General features: G+C 67.9%; 17 protein-coding genes, 1 tRNA gene and 1 pseudogene. 4 read left to right on the top strand and 15 right to left on the bottom strand.

Annotated elements, in window-relative coordinates; all coding sequences use genetic code 11:
* Window positions 1-6: 6 nt before the first annotated feature.
* The 6 genes and pseudogenes from ACWD11_RS00095 to ACWD11_RS00070 all read right to left on the bottom strand — a co-directional run bounded on the left by ACWD11_RS00095 (window position 7) and on the right by ACWD11_RS00070 (window position 5,883).
* Window positions 7-547 (bottom strand): annotated as a pseudogene (locus ACWD11_RS00095) (DUF3291 domain-containing protein).
* A gap of 54 nt (window positions 548-601) precedes the next feature.
* Entirely contained in the window at window positions 602-2,059 is a 1,458-nt protein-coding gene (locus ACWD11_RS00090; protein WP_451280351.1) for a penicillin-binding transpeptidase domain-containing protein, read from the bottom strand.
* On the bottom strand, window positions 2,056-3,417 hold the full coding sequence (locus ACWD11_RS00085) for an FtsW/RodA/SpoVE family cell cycle protein (protein WP_389414955.1): 1,362 nt from the start codon (window positions 3,415-3,417) through the stop codon (window positions 2,056-2,058). The genes ACWD11_RS00090 and ACWD11_RS00085 overlap by 4 nt, the downstream gene beginning before the upstream one ends.
* Before the next feature lie 43 nt (window positions 3,418-3,460).
* The gene (locus ACWD11_RS00080; protein ID WP_451280348.1) at window positions 3,461-3,814 is read right to left on the bottom strand and encodes an SH3 domain-containing protein; all 354 of its coding nucleotides are present in this window, start codon (window positions 3,812-3,814) and stop codon (window positions 3,461-3,463) included.
* A gap of 108 nt (window positions 3,815-3,922) precedes the next feature.
* Window positions 3,923-5,170, bottom strand: a complete 1,248-nt coding sequence (locus ACWD11_RS00075) for an ATP-binding protein (RefSeq protein ID WP_451280346.1) — start codon at window positions 5,168-5,170, stop codon at window positions 3,923-3,925.
* Complete coding sequence (locus ACWD11_RS00070) at window positions 5,167-5,883, bottom strand: hypothetical protein (protein ID WP_389414952.1); 717 nt, start codon at window positions 5,881-5,883, stop codon at window positions 5,167-5,169. The genes ACWD11_RS00075 and ACWD11_RS00070 overlap by 4 nt, the downstream gene beginning before the upstream one ends.
* Window positions 5,884-6,161: 278 nt before the next feature.
* Between ACWD11_RS00070 and ACWD11_RS00065 the strand changes: the two genes are divergently transcribed.
* On the top strand, window positions 6,162-6,965 hold the full coding sequence (locus ACWD11_RS00065; protein ID WP_389414951.1) for a nuclease-related domain-containing protein: 804 nt from the start codon (window positions 6,162-6,164) through the stop codon (window positions 6,963-6,965).
* 26 nt (window positions 6,966-6,991) lie between these two features.
* On the opposite strand, the gene ACWD11_RS00060 is transcribed toward ACWD11_RS00065, so the two are convergent.
* On the bottom strand, window positions 6,992-8,257 hold the full coding sequence (locus tag ACWD11_RS00060) for a vanadium-dependent haloperoxidase (protein WP_389414950.1): 1,266 nt from the start codon (window positions 8,255-8,257) through the stop codon (window positions 6,992-6,994).
* A gap of 73 nt (window positions 8,258-8,330) precedes the next feature.
* Window positions 8,331-9,218 carry a non-homologous end-joining DNA ligase gene (gene ligD, locus ACWD11_RS00055; RefSeq protein ID WP_389414949.1) on the bottom strand — a complete coding sequence of 296 codons (888 nt, stop codon included), beginning with the start codon at window positions 9,216-9,218 and terminating at the stop codon, window positions 8,331-8,333.
* 95 nt (window positions 9,219-9,313) lie between these two features.
* On the opposite strand from ligD, the gene ku reads away from it, so the two are divergent.
* Complete coding sequence (ku, locus tag ACWD11_RS00050) at window positions 9,314-10,402, top strand: non-homologous end joining protein Ku (RefSeq protein ID WP_451280343.1); 1,089 nt, start codon at window positions 9,314-9,316, stop codon at window positions 10,400-10,402.
* A gap of 38 nt (window positions 10,403-10,440) precedes the next feature.
* Here ku and ACWD11_RS00045 read toward each other — a convergent pair whose 3' ends face one another.
* The 6 genes from ACWD11_RS00045 to ACWD11_RS00020 all read right to left on the bottom strand — a co-directional run bounded on the left by ACWD11_RS00045 (window position 10,441) and on the right by ACWD11_RS00020 (window position 17,892).
* Window positions 10,441-12,198, bottom strand: coding sequence for a beta-ketoacyl-[acyl-carrier-protein] synthase family protein (locus ACWD11_RS00045; RefSeq protein ID WP_451280341.1), 1,758 nt, complete (start codon window positions 12,196-12,198; stop codon window positions 10,441-10,443).
* Window positions 12,199-12,701: 503 nt separating this feature from the next.
* Window positions 12,702-12,768 (bottom strand) — tRNA-Arg (locus ACWD11_RS00040).
* Between the two features lie 165 nt (window positions 12,769-12,933).
* Window positions 12,934-13,311, bottom strand: a complete 378-nt coding sequence (locus ACWD11_RS00035) for a very short patch repair endonuclease (RefSeq protein ID WP_451280339.1) — start codon at window positions 13,309-13,311, stop codon at window positions 12,934-12,936.
* Between the two features lie 198 nt (window positions 13,312-13,509).
* Window positions 13,510-13,935: a hypothetical protein gene (locus ACWD11_RS00030; protein WP_451280337.1), complete on the bottom strand. Its 426-nt coding sequence runs from the start codon at window positions 13,933-13,935 to the stop codon at window positions 13,510-13,512.
* Between the two features lie 785 nt (window positions 13,936-14,720).
* Window positions 14,721-16,514: an AAA family ATPase gene (locus tag ACWD11_RS00025; RefSeq protein ID WP_451280335.1), complete on the bottom strand. Its 1,794-nt coding sequence runs from the start codon at window positions 16,512-16,514 to the stop codon at window positions 14,721-14,723.
* A 1-nt stretch (window position 16,515) separates the two neighbouring features.
* A complete protein-coding gene (locus ACWD11_RS00020; RefSeq protein ID WP_451280334.1) occupies window positions 16,516-17,892 on the bottom strand; it encodes a DNA cytosine methyltransferase in 1,377 nt (458 codons plus the stop codon).
* A gap of 1,662 nt (window positions 17,893-19,554) precedes the next feature.
* On the opposite strand from ACWD11_RS00020, the gene ACWD11_RS00015 reads away from it, so the two are divergent.
* On the top strand, window positions 19,555-20,484 hold the full coding sequence (locus ACWD11_RS00015; RefSeq protein ID WP_451280332.1) for a nuclease-related domain-containing protein: 930 nt from the start codon (window positions 19,555-19,557) through the stop codon (window positions 20,482-20,484).
* A gap of 90 nt (window positions 20,485-20,574) precedes the next feature.
* Window positions 20,575-21,369, top strand: a complete 795-nt coding sequence (locus tag ACWD11_RS00010) for an NUDIX domain-containing protein (RefSeq protein ID WP_451280330.1) — start codon at window positions 20,575-20,577, stop codon at window positions 21,367-21,369.
* Between the two features lie 126 nt (window positions 21,370-21,495).
* Here the strand turns inward: ACWD11_RS00010 and ACWD11_RS00005 are convergent.
* Window positions 21,496-21,881: integrase core domain-containing protein (locus ACWD11_RS00005; protein ID WP_451280328.1), on the bottom strand; the 386-nt coding region annotated here is incomplete at its 5' end.

The raw sequence follows: 21,881 nt of genomic DNA, 5'->3' as shown, positions 1-21,881 counted from the left end.
CCGCCGTCAGACCGGGCAGCCCCGATCGTCCGGCACCGCAAGCGCCACCGGCTCGGCGCTCTGCGCCGGGAACGAGGCGCGGAAGGTGAAGGCGTACGGCGTCGGGCCGTTCGTCCGCAGGTGCAGCAGGCGGGACTCCGCCTCCGCGACCGTGGGACGGTGACCGGCCGGGACCCACCACAGGGTCACCATCGCCTCCTCGACCTTCTCGAACCTCCCCCACCGCCTTAAGGGCGTGGGGGGACCCCCACCCGGCGGCGGGCCAGCATCTCGCGGTGGCGGCCCTGGTACATGTACGCCGTCAGGGCCTCGGCGTCCCGCCACACCGACATGTTGATGATCAGCCACTCGTCCCCGAGCACGGCGATCTCCGTCGCGTCCCCGGACTCGCCCTGGAGGCGCCAGACGAATCCGTCCGCCGCGTCGGCGTCGTCGTTCACCGGGTCCAGCGCGTCGACGAAGTCCTTCAACTGCGGTGAAGCCAGGGGAACTTGAGGCGGGCGAGATTGACCTGGGCGAGTTGGTAAGCGGCCGTCGGCTCACTCATGGGCGTCATGGACCGAACGTTAGGTCGGGTGCCCGGCCCACGGAACCCCCCGTCTCACCCAGCGAGCACCGCCGCCATCACCGCCCGCGCGATCGGCGCCGCGTCCCCGCCCCCGCTGATCTCCCCGCGGTCCGCGTCCGCGTCCTCCACCACCACCGCGACCGCCACCCGCGGCTCCATGTCCCGCGCCCCCTGCGCCCACGACACGAACCAGGCGTACGGCGTACCGGCGTTGCCGATCCCGTGCTGCGCGGTGCCGGTCTTGCCGCCGACGGTCGCCCCCGGGATCGCGGCGTTCGCGCCCGTGCCCTTGCGCACCACGTCCGTCATCAGCTCGCGCAGCCGCCGCGCGGTCGCCGGATGCATCGCCTGCCGCACCGGACGGGCCCCGGCGGTCGTCAGCGTCGTCCCGCCCGCCCTCGTCGTCCGCTCCACCAGGTACGGCTCCCGCACCTGCCCCCCGTTGGCGACCGCCGCCGCGACCATGGCCATCTGCAAGGGCGTGGCCCGGGTGTTGTACTGCCCGATCGCCGACAGCGCGAGCTGCGCCCGGTCCACCGAGGTGTCGAAGGTGCTCGGCGCCACCGCGTACGGGATCCGCACCCCCGTGTCGTTGAAGCCGAAGGCCTCCGCGGTGGCCGCCAGATCGGCCACCCCCACCCGCACCCCCAGCCGCGCGAACACCGTGTTGCACGACCACACGAAGGCAGCCCGCAAGGAGGCGTTCCTGCACCCCTTCGCCTCGTTCGTCAGCCTCGTCGTGGTGCCGGGCAGGGTGTAGGGGTCGGGGGAGTCGGTCCGCCTGCCGACCTCGGTGACCACCCCCGCGTCCAGTGCCGCCGCCGCGGTCACCACCTTGAAGGTCGACCCCGGCGGATACGTCTGCCGCACCGCCCGGTTGAGCATCGGCTTGTCCGGGTCCTCGTTCAGCCCGATCCAGGACCGGGCCACGGCCGGACCGTTGCCCGACAGCGCCTCCGGGTTGTAGGAGGGCGCCGACACCAGCGCCAGGATCCGGCCCGTCGACGGCTCGATCGCCGCCACCGCGCCCTTGCGCCCGGCGAGCCCGTCGTAGGCGGCCCGCTGCGCCGCCGCGCGGAGCGTGGTCGCCACGTCCCCGCCCGGATTCCGGGCCCGCGTCAGGTCGTTCAGCAGCGGGAACGGCGACAGCATCGGGTCCGCCCCGGACAGCACCCCGTCCTCGGCGTGCTCCAGGAACGACGTGCCGTACACCTGCGAGGCGAAGCCGGTCACCGGCGCGTACAGAGGCCCGTCCTGGTAGGTGCGTTCGTAGCGGAGCTGTTCGCCGGTGTCCTCGGAGCCGGTGACCGGGCGGCCGTCGACCAGGATGTCGCCGCGCGGCTGGTCGTACCGGGCGATGGTCGCCCGCCGGTTGGCGGAGTTGCCGTCGTAGGCGCCGGCCCCGAAGACCTGGATGCGGGCGGCGTTGACCAGGAGCGCGGCCAGCAGCAGCGCGCAGAAGACGGCCGCCAGCCGGATGTGCCGGGTCACGCCGCCCCCTCCTCGTCGTACCGCCGCCGCGCCGAGTCGCTCATCCGGACCAGCAGCGCCACGATCGCCCAGTTGGTGACCACCGACGAGCCGCCCTGCGCCAGGAACGGCATCGCCATGCCGGTCAGCGGGATCAGTCCGCCCACTCCGCCCGCGATCACGAACACCTGGAGGGCCACGATGGAGGCCAGGCCCACCGCGAGCAGCCGCCCGAAGGGGTCGCGCAGCGCGAGCCCGGCCCGGTAACCGCGCTCCACCAGCAGGCCGTAGAGCAGGAAGATCGCGGACAGTCCGGCCAGGCCCAGCTCCTCGCCCGCCGTGGCCAGGATGAAGTCCGACTTGACGGCGAAGCCGATCAGCACGGAGTGGCCGAGCCCGAGGCCGGTGCCGGTGACGCCGCCCGCCGCGAAGGCGAACAGCGACTGGGCCAGCTGGTTGGGGCCCTGGCCCGCCTCGATCGACGCGAACGGGTGCAGCCAGTCCTCGACCCTGCTGTGCACATGCGGCTCCAGCCACCCCACGGCCACCGCGCCCAGCGACGCCAGCAGCAGCCCCACGGCGATCCACCCGGTGCGCCCGGTGGCGACGTACAGCAGGACCACGAACAGGCCGAAGAACAACAGCGAGGTGCCGAGGTCCCGTTCCAGGACCAGGACGCCGACGCTCAGCAGCCAGACGGCCACGATCGGCCCGAGCACCCGCCCGGTGGGCAGCTGCACCCGCCACACCCGGCGGCCGGCGTACGCGAGAGCCCCCCGGTTCGCGGCCAGGTACGCGGCGAAGAACACCGCCAGCAGCACCTTCGCGAACTCGCCCGGCTGGATGGAGAATCCGGCGATCCGGACCCAGATGCGGGCGCCGTTCACGGCGGGGAACAGGATCGGCAGGATCAGCAGCCCGAGAGCGGCGGCCACGCAGACGTACGCGTAGCGCTGCAGCACCCGGTGGTCCCGCAGCAGCACCATGGTCACGATGAAGAAGGCCACCCCCAGCGTGGACCACACCAGTTGGGCGGGCGCCGCCCGGTCGCCCGGGGTCTCCAGGTCGAGCCGGTAGATCAGCACCAGGCCGAGCCCGTTGAGCAGCACGGCGATCGGCAGCAGCAGCGGGTCCGCGTAAGGCGCCCGGAACCGCACCGCCAAGTGGGCGACGAGCGCCAGCACGCCGAGCCCGGCGCCGTAGCCGACGGCGCCGGGCGGGACGGTGCCGTGGCGGGCGAGGCCGACAGCGCAGTAGCCGTACACGGAGAGCAGGACGGCGACGACGATGAGGGAGAGTTCGATGCCACGGCGCCGGGGGAGGGGAACGGCGGGTGCGGGTGCGTCCGCTCGCGCCACGGTGATTCCGGCCTTGCTCATGTCCGGAACTTACCCAAATAGAGCCTCTTGCGCGCCTTGTCGCTCAGCACCAGCGTGGCGCGGGCCCGATGTTGTCGATGTACCGGGCGGATCCCCAGGCCCAGGTGCCGTCGGGGAGGAGGTACCACAGCGGGTTGCCCTGGACGTTCTGGCCGACCGTCTTGCAGTAGATCTTCACGATCTGCCCGCGGTACGCGGTCCGGATGACCTGGCTCCCCCGGTTGGGCGCGCTGCGCAGCAGCAGGGTGTCGGCGGTCACGACCCCCTTGTACAGCCGGGAGTGCTGGTTCTGGTGGTGCCCGCCCCAGTCGTCCCCGGCGACGGCGGGCGTGACGGTGGCCGCGGCGGCGAGCGCGCCGGCGGCGGCGGTTATGGCGAGGCGGGAGCGGAGCGACATGGGGGTACCTCCTGGAGAGGGGGCAAATCCTGACTAACCGCCACGCTAGGGGCGTGATACGCCGGTCGCCTCTCCGCATGGGCCATCCGGAGCGCCCCGACAGCGCGCTCAACCCCCGCCGGCCGGCAGGGAGAGAGTCGCCAAGGCCCCACCCTCCTCCGCATTCGCGAAAGTGAGCCGCGCCCCGAGAACCTCCGCCTGCCCCAACGCGATGGTCAGCCCCAGCCCATGCCCCTTCGCGCCCCCCTCCGTCCGGAACCGCTGCGGCCCGTGCTCCAGCAAGTACGCCGGGAACCCGTCCCCGTGATCCCGCACGGTCACCTGAGCCCCGTCCACGGTCAGGGACACCGGCCCCCGCCCGTGCCGGTGCGCGTTGGCCACCAGATTCCCCAGCACCCGCTCCAGCCGCCGCCGGTCCGTCTCCACCGTCACATCCCGCAGGACGACCACCTCCGTACGGCTCCCCGCCGCCCGCACCACCCGCTCGGCCAGCGCCCCCAGCCGCTCGGTGTCCACATCGAGCCGCTCCCGCCCGGTGTCCAGACGGGAGATCTCCAGCAGGTCCTCGGTGAGCGTCCGCAGCGCCGCCACCCGGTCCCGCACCAACTCCGTGGGCCGCCCCGGGGGCAGCAGCTCGGCCGCCGCGTGCAGCCCGGTGAGCGGCGTCCGCAGCTCATGCGCGACATCCGCGGTGAACCGCTGCTCGGTCTGCAACTTCCCCTGCAGCGACCCCGCCATGGAATCGAGCGCCGCGGCGACCGCGGCCACCTCGTCCTGCGGACGCGAGGGATCCTTCGTCCGGGGATCGTCCACGCGCGCGTCCAGATCGCCGCCGCTGATCCGCCGGGCCACCTGGGCGGTGGTGTGCAGCCGCCGGGTCACCCGGGTCACCGCGAGCGCGCCCACCAGCAGCGTCGCCCCGATCGCCAGCGCCGAGGACCACAGGATCGCCCGGTCCAGACCCTCGATCGTGCGGGCCTGCTGCGCGTAGTCGACCTGTACGCCCAGCGCCTGCCCGCCGTCGGCCGGCCCCGCCGCCCACATGGTCGGCCGGCCCTCGTGGTCCGCGACCATCGTGCCCCGGTCCCCGCCGACCGCCAGCTCCCGCAGCGCCCCGGGCAGCCCCGGCGGATCGACGCCCGCACCCGGCATCAGCCGGTCCCCGGCCTCGAACGCCGTCGTCGCGTCGGCCAGCCGGGACAGCGCCTCGGTGCGGGCCCGGCCGACGGTCTGGTTGGTCACCGAGACATGCACCAGCACCCCGAGCAGCGCGGTCAGCGCACAGCACATCACGGTGATGAACACGGCGGCCTTGGTGGCGAGCGTCCCGGCCCAGCGGGGCAGCGAGAGCCTCATCGGCCGCTCGCGGACGCGGACGCAGACGCGGACGCAGACGCCGAGGGCTTGCGCTCGCCCGTGCGCAGCATCTCGTCCTGGGTCAGCAGCATCGCGTTGGCCTGCGCGTCCCAGGTCCACTGGAGGCGGTACTCGTATCCCGCGACCTCCGAGGGCGCACGGACGATCACGGACCGCCCGGCCAGTTCGACCGCGCTCACGGCGTCGTCGTAGGACATGACCCGGACCAGCCGGTGCTTCTGGACGGTGTAGACGCGGAGGGCGGTCAGCCGGTCGGGCAGCAACCGGAAGCCGAGCGTCAGGTCCTCCTGCCCGTCGCCGCTGAGGTCGCGGTAGTACGGGGTGAGGACGGGACAGCGAGCGTCCCCGCCGGTGCCGCAGTCGGCCATCCGGCGGGCCGTCTCGCGATACGGCGCCTCGGCGCCCGCGTAGTCGTCGGGGTGCGCGGCGATCTCGGCGCGGACCACCGCGACCGGGTCCACCCGGCGGATGTCGTCACCGGGCACCTCGACGCCCTTGACGACCTCGGTGGTCACCTCGCCGATCTCGTAGGCGGGGCTGGAGGCGGGCGTCAGCTCCGGCCAGAGCCGGGCCGGGCTGACCGCGGTCGGAGTGGCGCCCGCGCCCTGCAGCCCACCGGCGTCCCCGCAGCCCGCGGCGGTCGCCAGCAGCACGGCGACGGCGGCGGTCGTACGGACACGGCTGCGAGGCACGGTGCTCCTGTGATGCAGAGGTGAGCGGTGGCCCCGTACACCTTATGCGGAGGTAAGTCGCTTTTGCCCGCCGAGGGGAGGGCGGGACGATGCTCAGGGCCCAGGGTGAGCGCCGGGACCGTATCAGCCGGATCGCTCCCTCGGCGGAGCGCCCCCGCCCTCCCGCGGGTACGCAAACGGCGCCTCCCCCGACGTCCCCACCCAACTCCGCTCAAAGGCAACCGTCTTCTTGCCTCGGAGCACCCCGCCTGTTCCCATGGTCAAAGGGGTGATGGTGCATGAGCGCACTGCGGGTCGTGCCGTCCTGGCGCCACGGTCAGGAACGGCTCTACGTCTGCCGCACCGACGGCAGGAACATCGCGTGGTACGACCGTGAGACCGCCAGGGTCAACCTGCTCAGCGACGAGCGCCGGGAGGACGTCCTGGAAGTCCTCGGCCCGTTCCTCACCGGACCGGTGACCGTGGGACCGCCGCCGGTCCCGACCCCGGCCGAGCTGGCCCGTCTCACCCTCCACCCGGACGACGACCTGGCACCCAACCGCCCCGGCGAGGCGCTGCTGATCGCCCTGGACCGCGACCCGGTACCGCCCCGCCGCCTGCGCACCGACCCCCGGCGCCGCGCGCTCACCGCCGAACAGACGGTGGGGGAGGCCCTGGACCGTCTGGACGGCGCCGGCTGGCACACCCTGCACTCGGTCCCACTGCCCGGCGGAGCGCGGATCCACCACCTGGCGATCGGCCCGGCGGGACTGTTCGCGATCCACACCCTGTACGCCCGCAAGCAGCGGATCAGGGTCGCGGACCCGCTGCTCCGTATCGGCCGCCGCGAGCCGGAGCCCCTGCTGCGCCGCGTCCGGGACGACGCCGGCCGCGCCTCGTACGCGCTGACCGCCGAGGTCCACCCGGTCCTGGCCCTGGCCGGCCCGGCGGACGTCACCGTCACCGGCCCGCTGCGCGAGGTCCGCATCCTCCAGGACGCGGACCTCGGCGAGCTGGCCCGCCAGGGCGGGGTCCTCAAACCGGCGGACGTGGAGGCCCTGCACGCGATGGCCCGGGACCGGAACACCTGGGCCCGGGTCTGAACCCCTGACCCCCTGGGCGCCGGGAGCTAGCGGACCGGCCTGAAGTAGTGCGCGAGCGCGAACCGGCCGATCTGCCGTCCGATCCGGTTGCCGACCTCGTCCGCCGTGCGGAAGTGAATGCCCTCCCACACCCGTGCGTCGATCACGTCCCGGTTGAAGTCGGCCGAGTCCCGGTAGGTCCGGGTCGTGCCCGTCACCGACGAGTGCACCCGCAGATCGATGTCACCACCGGTCAGCCGGTCCAGTACGGCCATCACGGCCCCGTCGGTGGCGCAGTGCCCCCCGATGTAGTCGGGGTACGGCGGCGTGTTGGCCAGCGGCAGCCATGCCGGATCGGCCTCGGTGTCCGGGTTCCCGTCCGTGTCCGCGAGCCGGATCGCGGTGACCGGCCGCCACAGCGCGTAGGTCAGCTTGGAGTTCCAGGTGGTGATCGTGGCGTCCGCGGAGGCGGTGTTCACCGCCGCGAACAGCCGGGCCGCCTCGACGATGTCCAGACCGCCCCGCGTGACGCGCTCGCGGTACGCGGACTGCAACTGCTGCGGCAGCGAATCCGTGTAGAACCGGGCAGTCTCCGTCTGCTCGGCCGTCCGCTCGGTGCTGTTCTTCGCCCCCATCGCCTTCACCTCGGCGAAGTCGCGGGCGTAGCGCTCCGAGGTCAGCTCGGGCGGCGGGCCGGGCATGAACCGGTCCGGCGAGTCCAGCAGCATCGGCCGCAGCTTCGCCATCCACGGGTTCACGAAGGGCCGGTTCCCGGGCGGCGCGGGCCGCCAGACACCGGGCGCCGGGGTCCGGTCGTACGTCACCGTCGCGTCCCGTCCGTCCCCCTGCCGCAGCTCGATGAGGTGCTCGGCGGCCCGCTCCCCGAAGGCGACCCCCTCGTCCGCGGCCCTGCCGTCGGGGATCTTCGAAAGCGAGGCGGCGTAGGCCGCGTCGATCCGCGCCCTGGAGTCCGGGAAGTACGTCAGCAGCACCCGGCGGGCGGCAGCGGCGGCGGCCGCCTCCGACGAGGCGTGACGGGGTCCCCGTACGTCCCACTTGTACGGCGTGTAGCGGCCCTCGATGCCGACGACCGCGTTGTACACGGCCGCCGAGACGAAGCCGTACCAGATGAACGGCTCCGCCGTGGGCTTGCGGGCGTCCACGCTGACCACCTCCTCGGCGGTCCGGTTCCAGTCGGTGATCACCTCGGAGTCCGGGGTGTGCGGGCCGGCCTCGGGGGCGGGGGAGGCGGGGAGAGCGGCACCGAGGGTGAGGGCGGAGAGGCCGACGATGAGGGCGCGTCGGAGATGCATGCGGCTCCTTTGGTGGGGGTGGGGTGTTGGGGAACGCCGGGGAAGGGGCGCGGCGGTGCGGATGGGGGGGCGGTCAGTCCTGCGGCAGGGTGCCCGCCCGGTCCTGGTCGAGGAGCGGGGCCAGCAGGTCGCCGTAGTCCTGGATGCGGGGGGCGAGATCCGGCGCGGTGAAGGAGAGCTGCGCGGGGGTCCGGCACTCCTCGACCTCCGCCCAGGTGACCGGCGCGGACACCCAGGGCTCGGGGCGGGCGCGCAGGGTGTAGGGCGTGGCCGTGGTCTTGCGGGCGGCGTTCTGGCTCCAGTCGACGAAGACCTTGCCGGGGCGCAGGCTGCGGGTCATCCGGTGCAGGACCAGCCGGGGCAGGGCCCTCTCGGCCTCCACCGCGAGCGCCTTGGCGTACTCCGACACCTGGTCGGAGGAGGAACCCCGGACCGCGGCCAGCAGATGCAGCCCCTTCGAACCGGAGGTCTTCGCGTACGCCTCGATCCCGTCCTCCGCCAGCCGCTCACGCAGCCACAGGGCGACCTCGCAGCACTCCACGATCGTCGCGGGGGTGCCGGGATCCAGGTCGAGGACCAGCCGGTCGGCGGCGCCGGGCGCCCCGGCGACCCACTGGTGGGTGTGGAACTCGGCGACCTGGTTCGCCGCCCACATCAGACTCGGCAGGTCCTGGACGAGCACCATCCGGGCCGGCCCCTCCGACCGGGGGACCTCGGCGGTGGTGACCCACTCGGGTGTACCCGGCGGCACGTTCTTGGTGAAGAAGACCTGTCCGTCCGGCCCGTCCGGGTAGCGCAGGAAGGAGACCGGCCGGTCACGCAGATGGGGCAGCAGTACGTCGGCGGTGGTGGCGTAGTAGTGCAGCACCTCGCCCTTGGTGAAGCCGGTCGCCGGGTACAGCACCTTCTCCAGGTTGCTGAGCGCGAGCCGTCGCCCCTCCACCTCTGTGATCGGCGTCATACGATGAGACTCCCATGAAAATGGGATGAAGAGACTTAAAGCGCCCCATACCGCGCCCCATCCCGCGCCTCATATCCAACGAAAGGGTGCTGCACGTGAGATCCATCTGGAACGGCGCCATCTCGTTCGGTCTGGTCAGCATCCCGATCAAGGTGGTGAACGCGACCGAGAGCCATGCGATCTCCTTCCGCCAGATCCATACGGAGGACGGCGGGCGCATCCGGTACCGGAAGTTCTGCGAACTGGAGGACCGGGAGGTCACCCAGTCGGAGATCGGCAAGGGTTACGAGGACGCGGACGGCTCGATCGTGCCGATCACCGACGAGGATCTGGCGCAGCTCCCCATCCCGACGGCGAAGACGATCGAGATCGTGGCCTTCGTCCCGGAGGACCGCATCGACCCCCTCCAGATGGACGCGGCGTACTACCTCGCCGCCAGCGGTGCCCCGGCGGCGAAGCCCTACACGCTGCTCCGCGAGGCGTTGAAGCGCAGCAACAAGGTCGCCATCGCCAAGTTCGCCCTCCGCGGCCGGGAACGCCTGGGCATGCTCCGGGTGGTGGGCGACGCCATCGCGATGCACGGCCTGCTGTGGCCGGACGAGGTCCGCGCCCCCGAGGGCGTGGCGCCGGACGTCGACGTCACGGTCCGCGACAAGGAACTGGACCTGGCGGACGCCCTGATGGACACCCTGGGCGAGGTCGACCTGGAGGACCTGCACGACGAGTACCGCGAGGCGGTGGAGGAGGTCATCGCGGCCAAGGCGGCCGGCGAGGTCCCCCGGGAGGCTCCGGAACCGGCGACGGGCGGCAAGGTCCTGGACCTGATGGCGGCCTTGGAGAAGAGCGTCCGCGCGGCGAAGGAGTCGCGGGGCGAGGAGCCGGCGGAGGTCACGCACCTCCCGCAGCGCAAGACGTCCCGCTCCACCCCGAAGCAGGCGACGGGCAAGAAGTCGACGTCCGAGGCGAAGAAGACGGCGGCCAAGAAGACCGCCTCGCCCTCGGCGAAGAAGTCGACGTCCACGGCGAAGAAGAGCGCGTCGTCGGCGAAGAGCGGGGCGTCGTCGGCGAGGAGCACGGCGTCGTCGGCGAAGGGCACGGCGGCGAAGAAGACGGCCTCGGCGGGCAAGAGCACGGCGAAGAAGACGGCGGCGAAGAAGACGGCGGCGCGCAAGCGGTCGGCGTGACCGGGAAGAGGGTGCCGCCTCTTTACGGCTTCTTGTCCTTACCCCACCCTCCGCAACGCCAGCACGGCGTTGTGCCCTCCGAACCCGAACGAATTGCTGAGCACCAGATCCCCCCGCTCCGGCAACGCCCGCGGCGCCCCCCGCACCACGTCCAGCCCGATCGCCTCGTCGGCCTCCCCGCTCCCCACGGTCGGCGGCACCACCCCGTGATGCAGCGTCAGCACCGCGGCGACGGCCTCCACCCCGCCCGCGGCGCCTTGCAGATGCCCCAGATGCCCCTTGAGCGCGGTGACCGGCACGGCGCGCTCCCCGAACACGGCCCGCAGGGCTCCCGCCTCCGCGAGATCGCCCTCGACGGTGGCCGTGGCATGGGCGTTGATGTGTACGACGTCCACCACATGCCCCCCGGCGTCCCGCACCGCCCGCCGCAGCGCCAGCGCGACCCCGCTCCCGGACGGATCGGGCGCGGCCATGTGATGCGCGTCGGCGGACAGCCCCCACCCGGCCGCCTCGCAGTAGATCCGGGCACCCCGGGCGACGGCATGCTCCTCGGCCTCCAGGACGAGCACCCCCGCCCCCTCCCCGTTGACGAACCCGTCGCGCCCCTTCCCGAACGGCCGGGAGGGCGACCCCTCGTCCACACCCCCCGACGCCAACGCCCGCATGGACGCGAAGGACGCCATGATCGCCGGCGTCACCACGGCTTCGGCCCCGCCCGCGAGGGCGACGTCGACCCGGCCGTACCGTATGCGGTCGATCGCCTCCCCGATGGCCTCCGTGCCGGAGGCGCACGCGCTGGTCACGGTCCGCGCCTCGCCCGTGATGTGCAGGTCGAGCGAGACCTGCGAGGCGGCCTGCGACGGCACCGTCATCGGCGTGGTGAGCGGTGAGACCGCTCGCGGCCCCTTCTCCCGCAGCCTGCGGTCCCCGCCGACGAGCACGGACGCGTCCCCGAGGATCGCCCCGAGGCTCACCCCCACCCGCTCCGGATCGATCCCGCTCTCCCGGGTCCCGCCCGCGGCGAACCCGGCATCCGCCCAGGCCTCCCGCGCGGCCAGTACGGCGAACTGTGCGGCCCGGTTCATCCGCCGAGCGGCAGCCCGCGGCAGCAGTCCGGCAGGGTCGACGGGCACCACACCCGCCACCCGCACGGGCAGCCCCGCGAACTCCTCCCCGGCCAACTCCCGTATCCCGTGCCGCCCGTCGAGCAGCCCCCGCCACAACTCCCCGACCCCGACGCCGAGCGGTGACAGGGCCCCGAGCCCGGTGACGACCACTCGCCGGGGCCGGGGCACGGCAGCGGCCTCGGCCGCCGGCCGCGCCTCATGCCGTACGACGAACCCGTCCCGGTCCGCGTCGCGGGCCCACCGCCGCACGTCGTCGTCCGACACCGGTTCGCCGGCGTCCGCGTCGAGGTCCCGGTGCCACCCACCCCACCGCCGCACGTACGTCACCTCGGCGGCGAGCGGATCGACGGCCCGCAGCGAGGTCACCCGGTCCCCGTCCCGGAAGCCGACCCCGTCCAGCGACACCGACGACACCAGCGGCACGTGCCGTACATCCACCCGCCGGCAGGCCACCGTCACCTCCCGCCCCCGGGCGAGCAGTTCATCCCGGTCCACCCCGCCGAGCGGCGGCCGCAGGGTCACCCGGACCGACTCCGGCGACTCGGGCAGGGTGTGCATCACGACGAACCACCGCTGCCGTACGACGTCTTCACCCGACAGGGCGACCAGATCCCCGGGAACGACCTCGGCGACGCTGACGGAGTGCGGACGTACAGGAACTTGGTCCATATCTGTACGAGCTTCCCGCAGCGATGCGCTCCATAACCAGACCAGGAGGAAGCGCACCACACAACTAGTCACGCTCGCACCGCAGTTGCCCCCAAAGAGCCACCCCGGAAGGAGATGCCTCGGCGCCCAGCCTGGCGATCACCGAGGCGCCGGCGGTACTCGACCTGCGCCCGGGCGGCGTGGCGCACCTGCCGAGAGCGCTCCTACGGGCGGGACTGATGGAGGGCTTCGACGTGACCCACTCGGCCCGGCTGGAGGTCGCCTTCGCCTACCGGGACGAGCCCGAATCAAGGGAGGCGGGGATGCAGCCGCTGCCTCCAGTCATGCACGCGATGCCCCTGAACGAGGTCCGCACGAGCGGCATCGAAGCGGCCACGACCAAGGCGATGGCGCTCCTTTCCACCCCGTTCTGGGCACACCTGGACGCCGACGTCCTGACCACACAAAAAGACCCCGCCGTCAGCGTCTCCACTGATGCGGGGTCTCAGGCACCTACTCCAAGGTGCCCCCGGCAGGATTCGAACCTGCGCACACGGCTCCGGAGGCCGTTGTGCGCGCCACTGTACGGGCAGGTGATGGAGCATCACACCTGACTTCAGAAGCATTCAGTCCACGTATCGTCCACGACTGTCGGTTGCGTCGTCGGCTCCGTACGGGTTGATCAGCGCCGGGCCACCTCGGTGAAACGGCGACTGAACGGTGTCATGGCACGTAATAGTGGGCTTCCCACCCAGCTCAGGTAACAGTATCCAGAACCTTCAGGATATGTTCAGGGGCCTTTTCCGCAGGTTCGTGCTCCCATATACGTATGACGGTCCAGCCGGCCGCCGACAGCGCCGCATCAGCGGCGCGGTCTCGGGCAACGTTTCGTTCCAGCTTCGGTCCCCAGTAACCGCCGTTGGTACGCGGCTGTCTGCCGTGCTCGGGGCAGCAGTGCCAAAAGCACCCGTCCACGAAAACGGCGACACGTGCGCGTTGGAAGACGATGTCCGGTCTTGGGCGTGCGCCGTCCAGCTCCACGCGGACGTCGACGCGGTAGCGCTTACCCGCTGCGTGCAGAAGGGACCGGATGGCCCGCTCTGCCTGAGTGTCCCGCCGCTTGACTGCTGCCATATTGCGTGAGCGGTTTGGGGTTGGGGCACGAACGGAGAGGGGTCACTGGAGGATGTCATCCCTGACACCGTAACCGCATGCCCGACGCCGGGCCTTGTCTACTTGACGGTCGTGCTGCCCAACTGGCGCTGCCCGCGCATCCACCGGCGTTCGCAGTCCCGGGACTGATCGGGTGGTCAACTGATCTCGGACAACCCTTCAATTTCCGGCAATACCCACGGCCGGAGAATTCACGAAGTCATTCACCAACGACGACAAACCCGACGGCGGAATCGTTCCTACTCGCCCAATGCTGAGGTTAGAGAAGCTTCCTACGGATACGACGGACTCGGGTCCAACGGCTGCTGCCACCACGCTGTCAGCCAGACGAGATCGCACCTCAGCGCCATAGGCCATAGCCTGGTAATAGCCATCCCGGGCGACGACATCATGATTCCAAGAATACTTGCATTCAAGTATCAGTGCACGGCGATCGGGCATTAGTAGCAGCAGGTCGGCGCCATTGCTGCGGCGGGCATGACTGATTCCACTCGTCGCCTCGATGAAAGGAGATGATTTACCGAAGTGCGACCAAACGCCGGAAGCTTCGAACCAGAGGAAATACAACTCTCCCTTGGGGCTCACGACTTCGTAATTGGGGCCCCCGGACTTGGGGCTGAGGGGTCGCAGAGATGTGATCTGGCAACCTACCTCGCGCAGAGCAGACAAGAGTACGCCCAGAATTGCCAAGTGGAATAGTCGCCAACGTATTTCATCGTCTGGCATCAAAACCTGATATATCAAGTAGTCGATGGAGTTGTCGGCTTCCGTGAGGATTTGAGCGACGCTAGCGACCCCTCCCCATGGGGATCCTTCTCGCCTTAGCGCGATCAGATCAGCGCGCGTAGGAACCCCTGGGGATGCGCTGGAAAGCGGCTCAAGATCTAGCAATTTAAGCACTGACAGCAATTGATCCGTGGACTCAAACCGGAGCTGCTGTTGTGCACCCTTCTCATCCATCCAGATTTGTGCGAGCCTGTCTGCGCACCAGCGAAGGACTTGCACGGCGAGCATGTCTGCGCCGCGCTCAGAATTCTTCCCAATGAAGGCAGTCGGAGGCCACCCAAATCTGCGTCTACTTTCGGCCCAAGCCACACCAGCGAACGGCACGTGTTCGATTACGCGAGTATGTGTCTTGGAGGTTGGCAGGTAGTCAAGCCATTCGCTCGTTCGCTTCGGCCAACCACCCAGATGTGGGTCGAGAAGTGTGAGCAGAATCCTATTCGCGCGAAGGCGCACATCGGAGGAGGCCCACTCGCGCACTTCACGGTCCTCCGTAGGAACGCTCAATGCTTCGAAGAGCGAGCCGCGCCCCACCCAACTTGCCAGTACCGCAGTGAGCCCCGAACTCGGAATTGGAGGGAAACTGGTTAGGCTAGCGACCTGATCATCACGCTTATCCATTCAACCTCCTTCCGAGATAGCGCTGAGGCTTCCTGGATGCGGAGGGCAAGTTGTTCGAAGTCTCGCTCTTCCAACTGGGCCAAGAAAGTACCCAGGTTCAAAACGTATGCTTCGCTGAGGATTGCATCCGTATCACTCGGAGTCCTCTCGGCATCGGAGCCGTCACCTTCTGGGCCAAGGTCTCGGCTCAGATGTTCCGGGTGTAACGAGGTCGTCGCGTCGGACACAGATTCGAGCGTAGCGGATCCCAAATAATTCTTTTGGAGTGCAGATCTCAAATAATTACACATGCCCAAGAAGAGGGCGGGTCCTAGTTTCGTGACCTCTTCTTGGTGATGTGCGTTGTACAAGAGGCCGATCTTGTGTAGCAGTTCATCATGCAGATCGTCAGCGTGGCTCTTCAAGACCTGAATGAAAAGGGCAGGTGATATTGGTGGAATCGGAACCCGCACGAAACGTCGTCCCAATGCCGCCCCGATCCGGAACACTCGCTGGGAATCGAATGCGTTGTACGTGCCCAGCAGCCTCCAGTTCTCACCTGCTAGGTATTTAATTGCTCCTCTATGCTCATCAGTTCCTTCGACAGTCTCGACTCGAGAAGGCCCCGACGTCCAGCCCAATTCAATGAGCTTTGCGTCTGCTGCCGATGACTCGACGCCGACGGCAACGTGTCCTCCCGCAAGCCACGTGAGAAGCGCTCCGAAGATCCGGTCCAGATCGCCACGATTAGCTTCGTCGAGAACCAGCCACCGGTCCTCCGTAATCGCGCGCAAGACCCACCCGGGACGGAATACAATATCGCCTTCGGAGACAGTCTCTCCGCCAATCAGCTCACGGGCGGTCCAGCTTTCGTCTGGAGTGGCCCAAAGTGGAGACTTGATTCCAGGTAGTCCCCTAGCCTGTCGACCGACGCTAATCGTTCCGACAGCCTTGCGGACGAGCGCAGACTTGCCAGTGCCAGGTGGACCGACAAGAATCACTGCAGCGGACGAGGCGATCGCCGCCAAGATTACACGCCAGAGGCGGTCTTCAATTCGTACCCCGTTGTCCCGCGGTTCCAAGTGTACATACTCGGTTTCAGCGGTTGCTGGCGTCAGAGAAGCCCCTGCGGGGTGATTAGTCTTTCCTTCCTCCGGGGCGGCGTTGAGTCGTTTCTTGACCGCCTCCACGATCGTCGTGATATCTGCGCCCTGGTCCGCCGTATTGTCTGCGACTCTTCGCAGAAATGCGATCAACTCGTCGGCCGAAAAGTTTTCGAGAGCCGTCGAACTAGCCCAAACGGTTGGCTTGCGCACTTCCGCGTACATGAAGACCGTGCTGCGCTCAAAGTTGGGCGTGAGGGAGAAAGATGATGAATCGGAGTAGGGCAAGGTTCTGTCTGACGCGTAGGCCGTAAATGCGCCGAAGAGATCGATGGCCGGCACGCCCAGCAACCTATGACCTGCGTAGTCGTAGACAAGCAGACATGGGTTGAAGTGGAAGAGCTTGCCCCCGGAAGCAGCCAAGCTCTTACCCAAGGCTTCTGCCCGAGTTGCTGGACGCTTACTTCCATCCAGAGCCAGGGTGAACGCGACGCAGTTAAGCTGCTCACCTGTAGCTTCGGTGATCGTGAAGAGATAAACCGGATTGGAAGATCGCGCCAGCTCGATGCCGAACTCTTTAGCGAGTGACGTCGATGTCGATACCCTGAAAGCAAGTCTGCCTTCGGACGATTCCGCGAGAGCAGAGAATAGATCCTGAAGAGCGTCATCTTTTGCCACGCTAGAGGTTCACCGCCATCCGGGGCTCGACTTCCGATCCAACGCCGGTTGTGCGCCCGTAGTATTCGTCAAGTTTCTGTTTAACGTTGACTGCTACAGCTTCGGCAAGTAGCGGTGGCACTGCGTTACCGCAGAGTCGGTACTGATCGACCTGTGCACCGTAGAACGTGTGAGTGTCCGGGAAGGACTGAAACCGAGCAGCCTCGCGCACGGAGATGAGTCGCTGTTGGTTCAGGTCGTAGTGGATGAAGGTGCCCCAGTGTGGATCGGGCTTGGTCAGCAACGTTCCAGCCAGCTGATTTCGCGACAGCCGTCCGTAGCGAGTCGTATGATCCTTGCGCAATGCCCTCTGCATGCCGGCGGGCAAAAGCTCGTGAGGGATGGAGCGCCAGTCTCCTCCTTCAGGGATGTACTTGACGCGCTCGGTATTCGGCGGGAAGAGGCTTCGTGCCCAGTGGTTTGTAAGGGCCTTTGACCCCAACCTCATACGCTTCTGGAAGTCAGACAGGCGACCAGACGGGCCGTAACTAATCGCATCTGTCACGCCGCCGCCATTTGTGAGCGGGGGAATATCGCCAATGGCCTCTTCGACCGAGATGGGCGGCAGTAGCGAAGTGAACTGCAGGGGCAGCATAGAGACACCTTCGATACGCTGATGGCCGATTGCGTAATGGAAGGTGTGAGTACGACCGCCCTTGAAGTGAGCGCGGGACAGTGAGTAGTGAACTGGCTCCGGAACTTCCACCGGTCCAACTTCGTCTGCGACGTCGCGACGTGTGCCGATTAGGACCAGTCGAAACCTCTCCTGTGGCACGCCGTAATGTGCGGCGTTCAGGATCTTAAACCTGGTCTCGTAGCCTCCGTATTTGAGGGAGTTCAGCGCGCCGATTTCTGCTAGCAGCTCGTCGAAGAAGCGACCTCCTTCGAGGGAAAACATGCCAGGAACATTCTCCAGGACGAAGACCTTGGGGGCGATTTCTTTCAGAATCCGCACGTAGTGCTTGAAGAGGAAATTCCTAGGGTCATCGCCGTTACGGATGTGAGAGTTTACGGAGAAGCCCTGGCATGGAGGTCCGCCCAGGAGGGCGTCCAGCTCACCGCTTACTAGCGAGGCTGTACCGCGAGACGAGCGAACCTGACGCATGATCTTTGCCGGGTCGAGGTCCTCTACAGATCCCGGAAGGCCGAGAATATCGCCACTGCTCTTGCCGCCGGTCTTAGCGTACTTCTTGTCGAAATTCATCAAGAAGTTGTGTACTGCAAGCTCCCACATGTCATTTGCGAAGCGTGCAGTAAAACCCTGGTTGTGGAAGCCCCTGGAAAGGCCGCCGACACCGCAGAACAGTTCTCCCATCGCGTACGTCTGTACTGTGCTCACCGCGCCTCGCTCCGCCTTCTGTGTGCTGTTCTCGTGCCGTGCCGGAAAGTGTGTGCCGCCAGCTTCCAACTGCCGCAGCCCGGTACGCCCAGCATGCCTAGCTGTGGTTCGGGCCCGACGTAGCCAATGTGGGCACGATCACTCACTCTGGGCTCATCGGCAGCTTTGGTGGAGCCTCGGCTGATCTGCGGGTTCGACCTATCAGAGGGGCGCTGTCGAAGGCGTCCGTGCGCCCAGGAGCCCGTGCAGGGACTCTCCCTGCTGCCTGGGGCGGTGCGGGTGGCGACAGCCGACCCGATGACTCCTACCTTCACCCGTGAGAAGATAGCAGCCCGCACTGACACGGCCTTAGCGTCAGCTGGCCACTTCTCTTCCGTGCGCTGCCTGCCAGGGAGACGGGCATCCTGTGCCTGGACATCGTGCTCTCAGCGAGGCAGGTGCGCCGAGCGCAGGCTAACTCCACGGAGGGCCGTGCTCCTGGGTTACGCACCTCTGTCGCGCGAGGAGTCTTTCAAGTGCAGCGGCCGGTGCTGCGGTGCCATCTTCTCAGAGGACGAAACGTCCTCGAAATAGATTGACGCCCCATAGACACGCTGTAATCCGAGAATAGAGAGAGTGGGCTCGGAGTGGGCTCGCCGCCCTGTAATTGGGCTTTGAGGTGCCTCTGGCTACGGGAACACAGTTCACTGTGGCGATCCGGATGCTAGACGCCACGGGATGACGGCGTTGCTGAGGATGCGTTCGCGTTCTCGTTCCTGGCTGGTGCAGCACAAGCGCGCTGGCAACCGCCTGACATTACCCAACGTGTGCAGCGTGAACGTGACCGAAGGACCAAGGTCGGCGGAGCGACTTTGGCCGGGAGCTGCTTTGGCGCGAGTGATCATGGCCCCGTAAGCTTCCGGCGCGTCGGGCAGTCTGTGGACCTGCCCGGTAAAGCACGACGTTGGGGCCATGATCTTCGAGGCTCGCGCCAAAGTGGCTGGCTAAAGTCGTGGAGCCGACCGCCCCAGCCCCAGCGGGGTTTTCCCCTCTCATGGCCGCGCTCGCCGTCCGGTCGGCAGCCTGGTGCGGGATCAGCGGGCCGCACGAACGCCCGCGCATCCGGCAGCGTCGGCCCGCATGCCACTGCCACCACGATCCGGCCTCTTTCGGGAACACAAAGCGTCTTTGACCTGCACCGTTGGCGATCACGGTTCGTCCCCGTGCCCGTGTTGGAATGTGGCCGCTGTGTGCGGCGACGGGCGGGCGGCGCCGTGCGGCCGGTGGCGGAGACATTGAGGCGGCGCGGCGGCGACCGGCCGGCGCCGCCGCGCTTGGTGCGCCCCTCGGTTGATCCGACCTACTTGTGTAGGCAACCGGGTGGAAGGGGCGCGGCGTGGCCACGGAAGAGGGGCGTTGAGGTCTGGCCGCAGTTGCGTCTTTCCCCTCCTGAGGCCGGAGCGTGGTGGCAGTGGCATGCGGGCCGTATGCGACCGCTGATGCGTTTGGGCGGAGGGTGCGGCGGTTGGGTTGGCGATGATCGCTGAGCGCCGATGACCGCTGTGCGAGCGAGCGCAGCGAGCCTTGATGAAGTAGGGAAAGTCTGACCGCAAGGCGCTCTTGCCAGGTGATGGGGCTGCTGATGCCATGAGTGTGGGGACGGCACACATCCGGGGGCGGCCAATGAGCGATCTCACGGTGAATCCGTGGAAACGGCACGGCAAGGATCGGTTGTACGTCAACCTGCCGGACGGAACCACGGTTGCGTGGGCGGACAGAGCAACGCGCGTCATCACGATCAAAATACAGAAGTATCGCCGAGAGGCTGTGGCGTTGCTGCGGCAGCATCTCGGCGATCCGGTGACCGTTCGTTCTGATCGTCCAGAGTCCACCACTACCCGGGGCGAAGGGCCGACGAGTCGCCCTAAAGGAGCCCAACCACCTACTCCGGCCCAACGCCGCCTGCCGGCTCTCCCAGAACTCACCGTCGCTGACGATCTGGCGCAGAACCGTCCAGGTGCAGTGGTTCTTGAGGCCATGGCCGCTCGCGGTCCATCCACTGTCCAGCGAACATGGGCCAAGCTATTGAAGCGCTCCTCGGAGTGGGACAGCTGGTATGTCGGCCTTGAAGGCGAGCGACGCGTAGGCCGAGAGCTACAACGCCTCGCTGCGTACGGATGGCGGGTTCTGCATGGCGTACCCAAGAGCAACGGCGGGGACATCGATCATTTGCTGATCGGCCCTGGTGGCGTGTTCACCATCAACACGAAGTGCCACCAGGGCGCCTCCGTCTGGGTAGGCGACGAGATGGCCAAGGTCAACGGTGGTCGACCTGTCCCGTATGCGGCGGCAAGCAAGGCGGAAGCGGCCTACGTTCAGCGGGTGCTTGAGAGACACACGGGGGCTGTTGTTCCAGTGGAACCAGTGCTTGTCTTTGTCGGTGTTGCAACCCTGCACCGTGCGGTGACGCAGTACACCGTGCGGATCTATCAGGAGCGTGAAGTGTCCGCTCTGGGTCCCCTCGCGGGCAAGCTCACCGCGGACCAGGTCGACCAGGTGTATACCGTCGCGCGGCACCGGCGTGCCTGGCTCCGCTCTGATCCACTCGGGTAGACGTTTCAGCGCCAACAGGCGACCAACTCATCGAGCCGGTGCCGTAGGCTGGTGATGGCCAGAATGACGCGACGGGAGCGTGCTGAGGGGATGGGACCCAAGTCTGAGCGGGTGTACCACACCATTCGTGAGTGGATCTCGACAGGCAAGTACTCACCCGGCTCCAAGCTCCCGTCTGAGCGCACGCTTTCTGAAGAGCTGAGCATCGGTCGTACGGCCCTTCGGCAGGTCCTGGCCAAGCTGGTGGCCGAGCGCGTCGTCGAGGTCCACGGTCGAAGCTCTTACCGCGTGCCCGATCTCTCCGTTAGCACAGAGCCGCCTACACACCTGGATCCTTGGCAGATCCACGGTGAGACGACTCTGTATGACAACCGGTGGGTGAAGCTGAGCCTCGTGGACGTCGAGCCGCCCGGCGTTGAGCGCTTCGAGCATCACGTTGTGCGCTTGCATCATGTGGCCATCGCTGTCGTCATCGACGATCAAGATCGTGTCCTGATGCTCTGGCGCTATCGCTTCGTTCCCGCGACATTCGGTTGGGAGCTTCCCGGCGGCATCGTGGACGAGAGTGAAGATCCTGCCACCACGGCTCTGCGTGAGGTGGAGGAAGAGACTGGATGGCGACCTAACGCGCTGGAACATGTTGTGACCTACCAACCCATGGTGGGCATGGTCGACTCTCCGCACGAGATCTTCGTTGGGCGCGGTGCCCAGCACATCGGTGACCCGACTGACGTCGAAGAGGCGGGCCATGTGGCCTGGGTGCCCCTCTCGGACATTCCTGGGCTCATGGAGCGTGGTGAACTCATGGGTTCCGGAACGCTTGTTGGGCTACTTCACGTGCTCGCTTCGCGCGCTGCTGGCTCTTCGCCTACATCCGCTGCGTGAGCTGTTCGATCCGCCGTCGGTGGCGTACTGATCCGGTCCGGTTGGCAAGCAGACGCGCTTCGCGCAGGTGTGTGTGGGCCTCGTCGTACTCTCTGAAGTTTCCCCGTGATGCTGGACACTCGATGCTTACGCCGTGAGGGCGTGTCCTTGTTCGTGTCGCTGTCTGATCTCCAGCGGGGTGAGGTAGCCCCAGCCCGGATGTTTCCGCAGTCGCCGCCGGTTGTAGAAGGCCTCGATGAAGGCGAAGACCTCCGCTCGGGCAGTCGGCCGGTCCGGCCAGGAGCGGGTGCCGATCTCTTCCTTCAAGAGCGCGAAGAACGACTCGGCGGCGGCGTTGTCGAAACACGACCCCGTGCGGCCCATGCTCTGCCGCAGCCCCAACCGGTTTATCTCGCGCCGGAGTTCGTCCGAGGTGTATTCACTGCCGCGGTCCGAATGCACGATGCAGCCGGGTTGGAGCCGGCCACGTCCGGCAGCCATGCCCAGCGCATCCACGACCAGGGATGCGCGGT

It is taken from the genome of Streptomyces sp. NPDC002776, from assembly GCF_053592195.1.
This window is presented reverse-complemented; position numbering and strand designations above follow the sequence as displayed.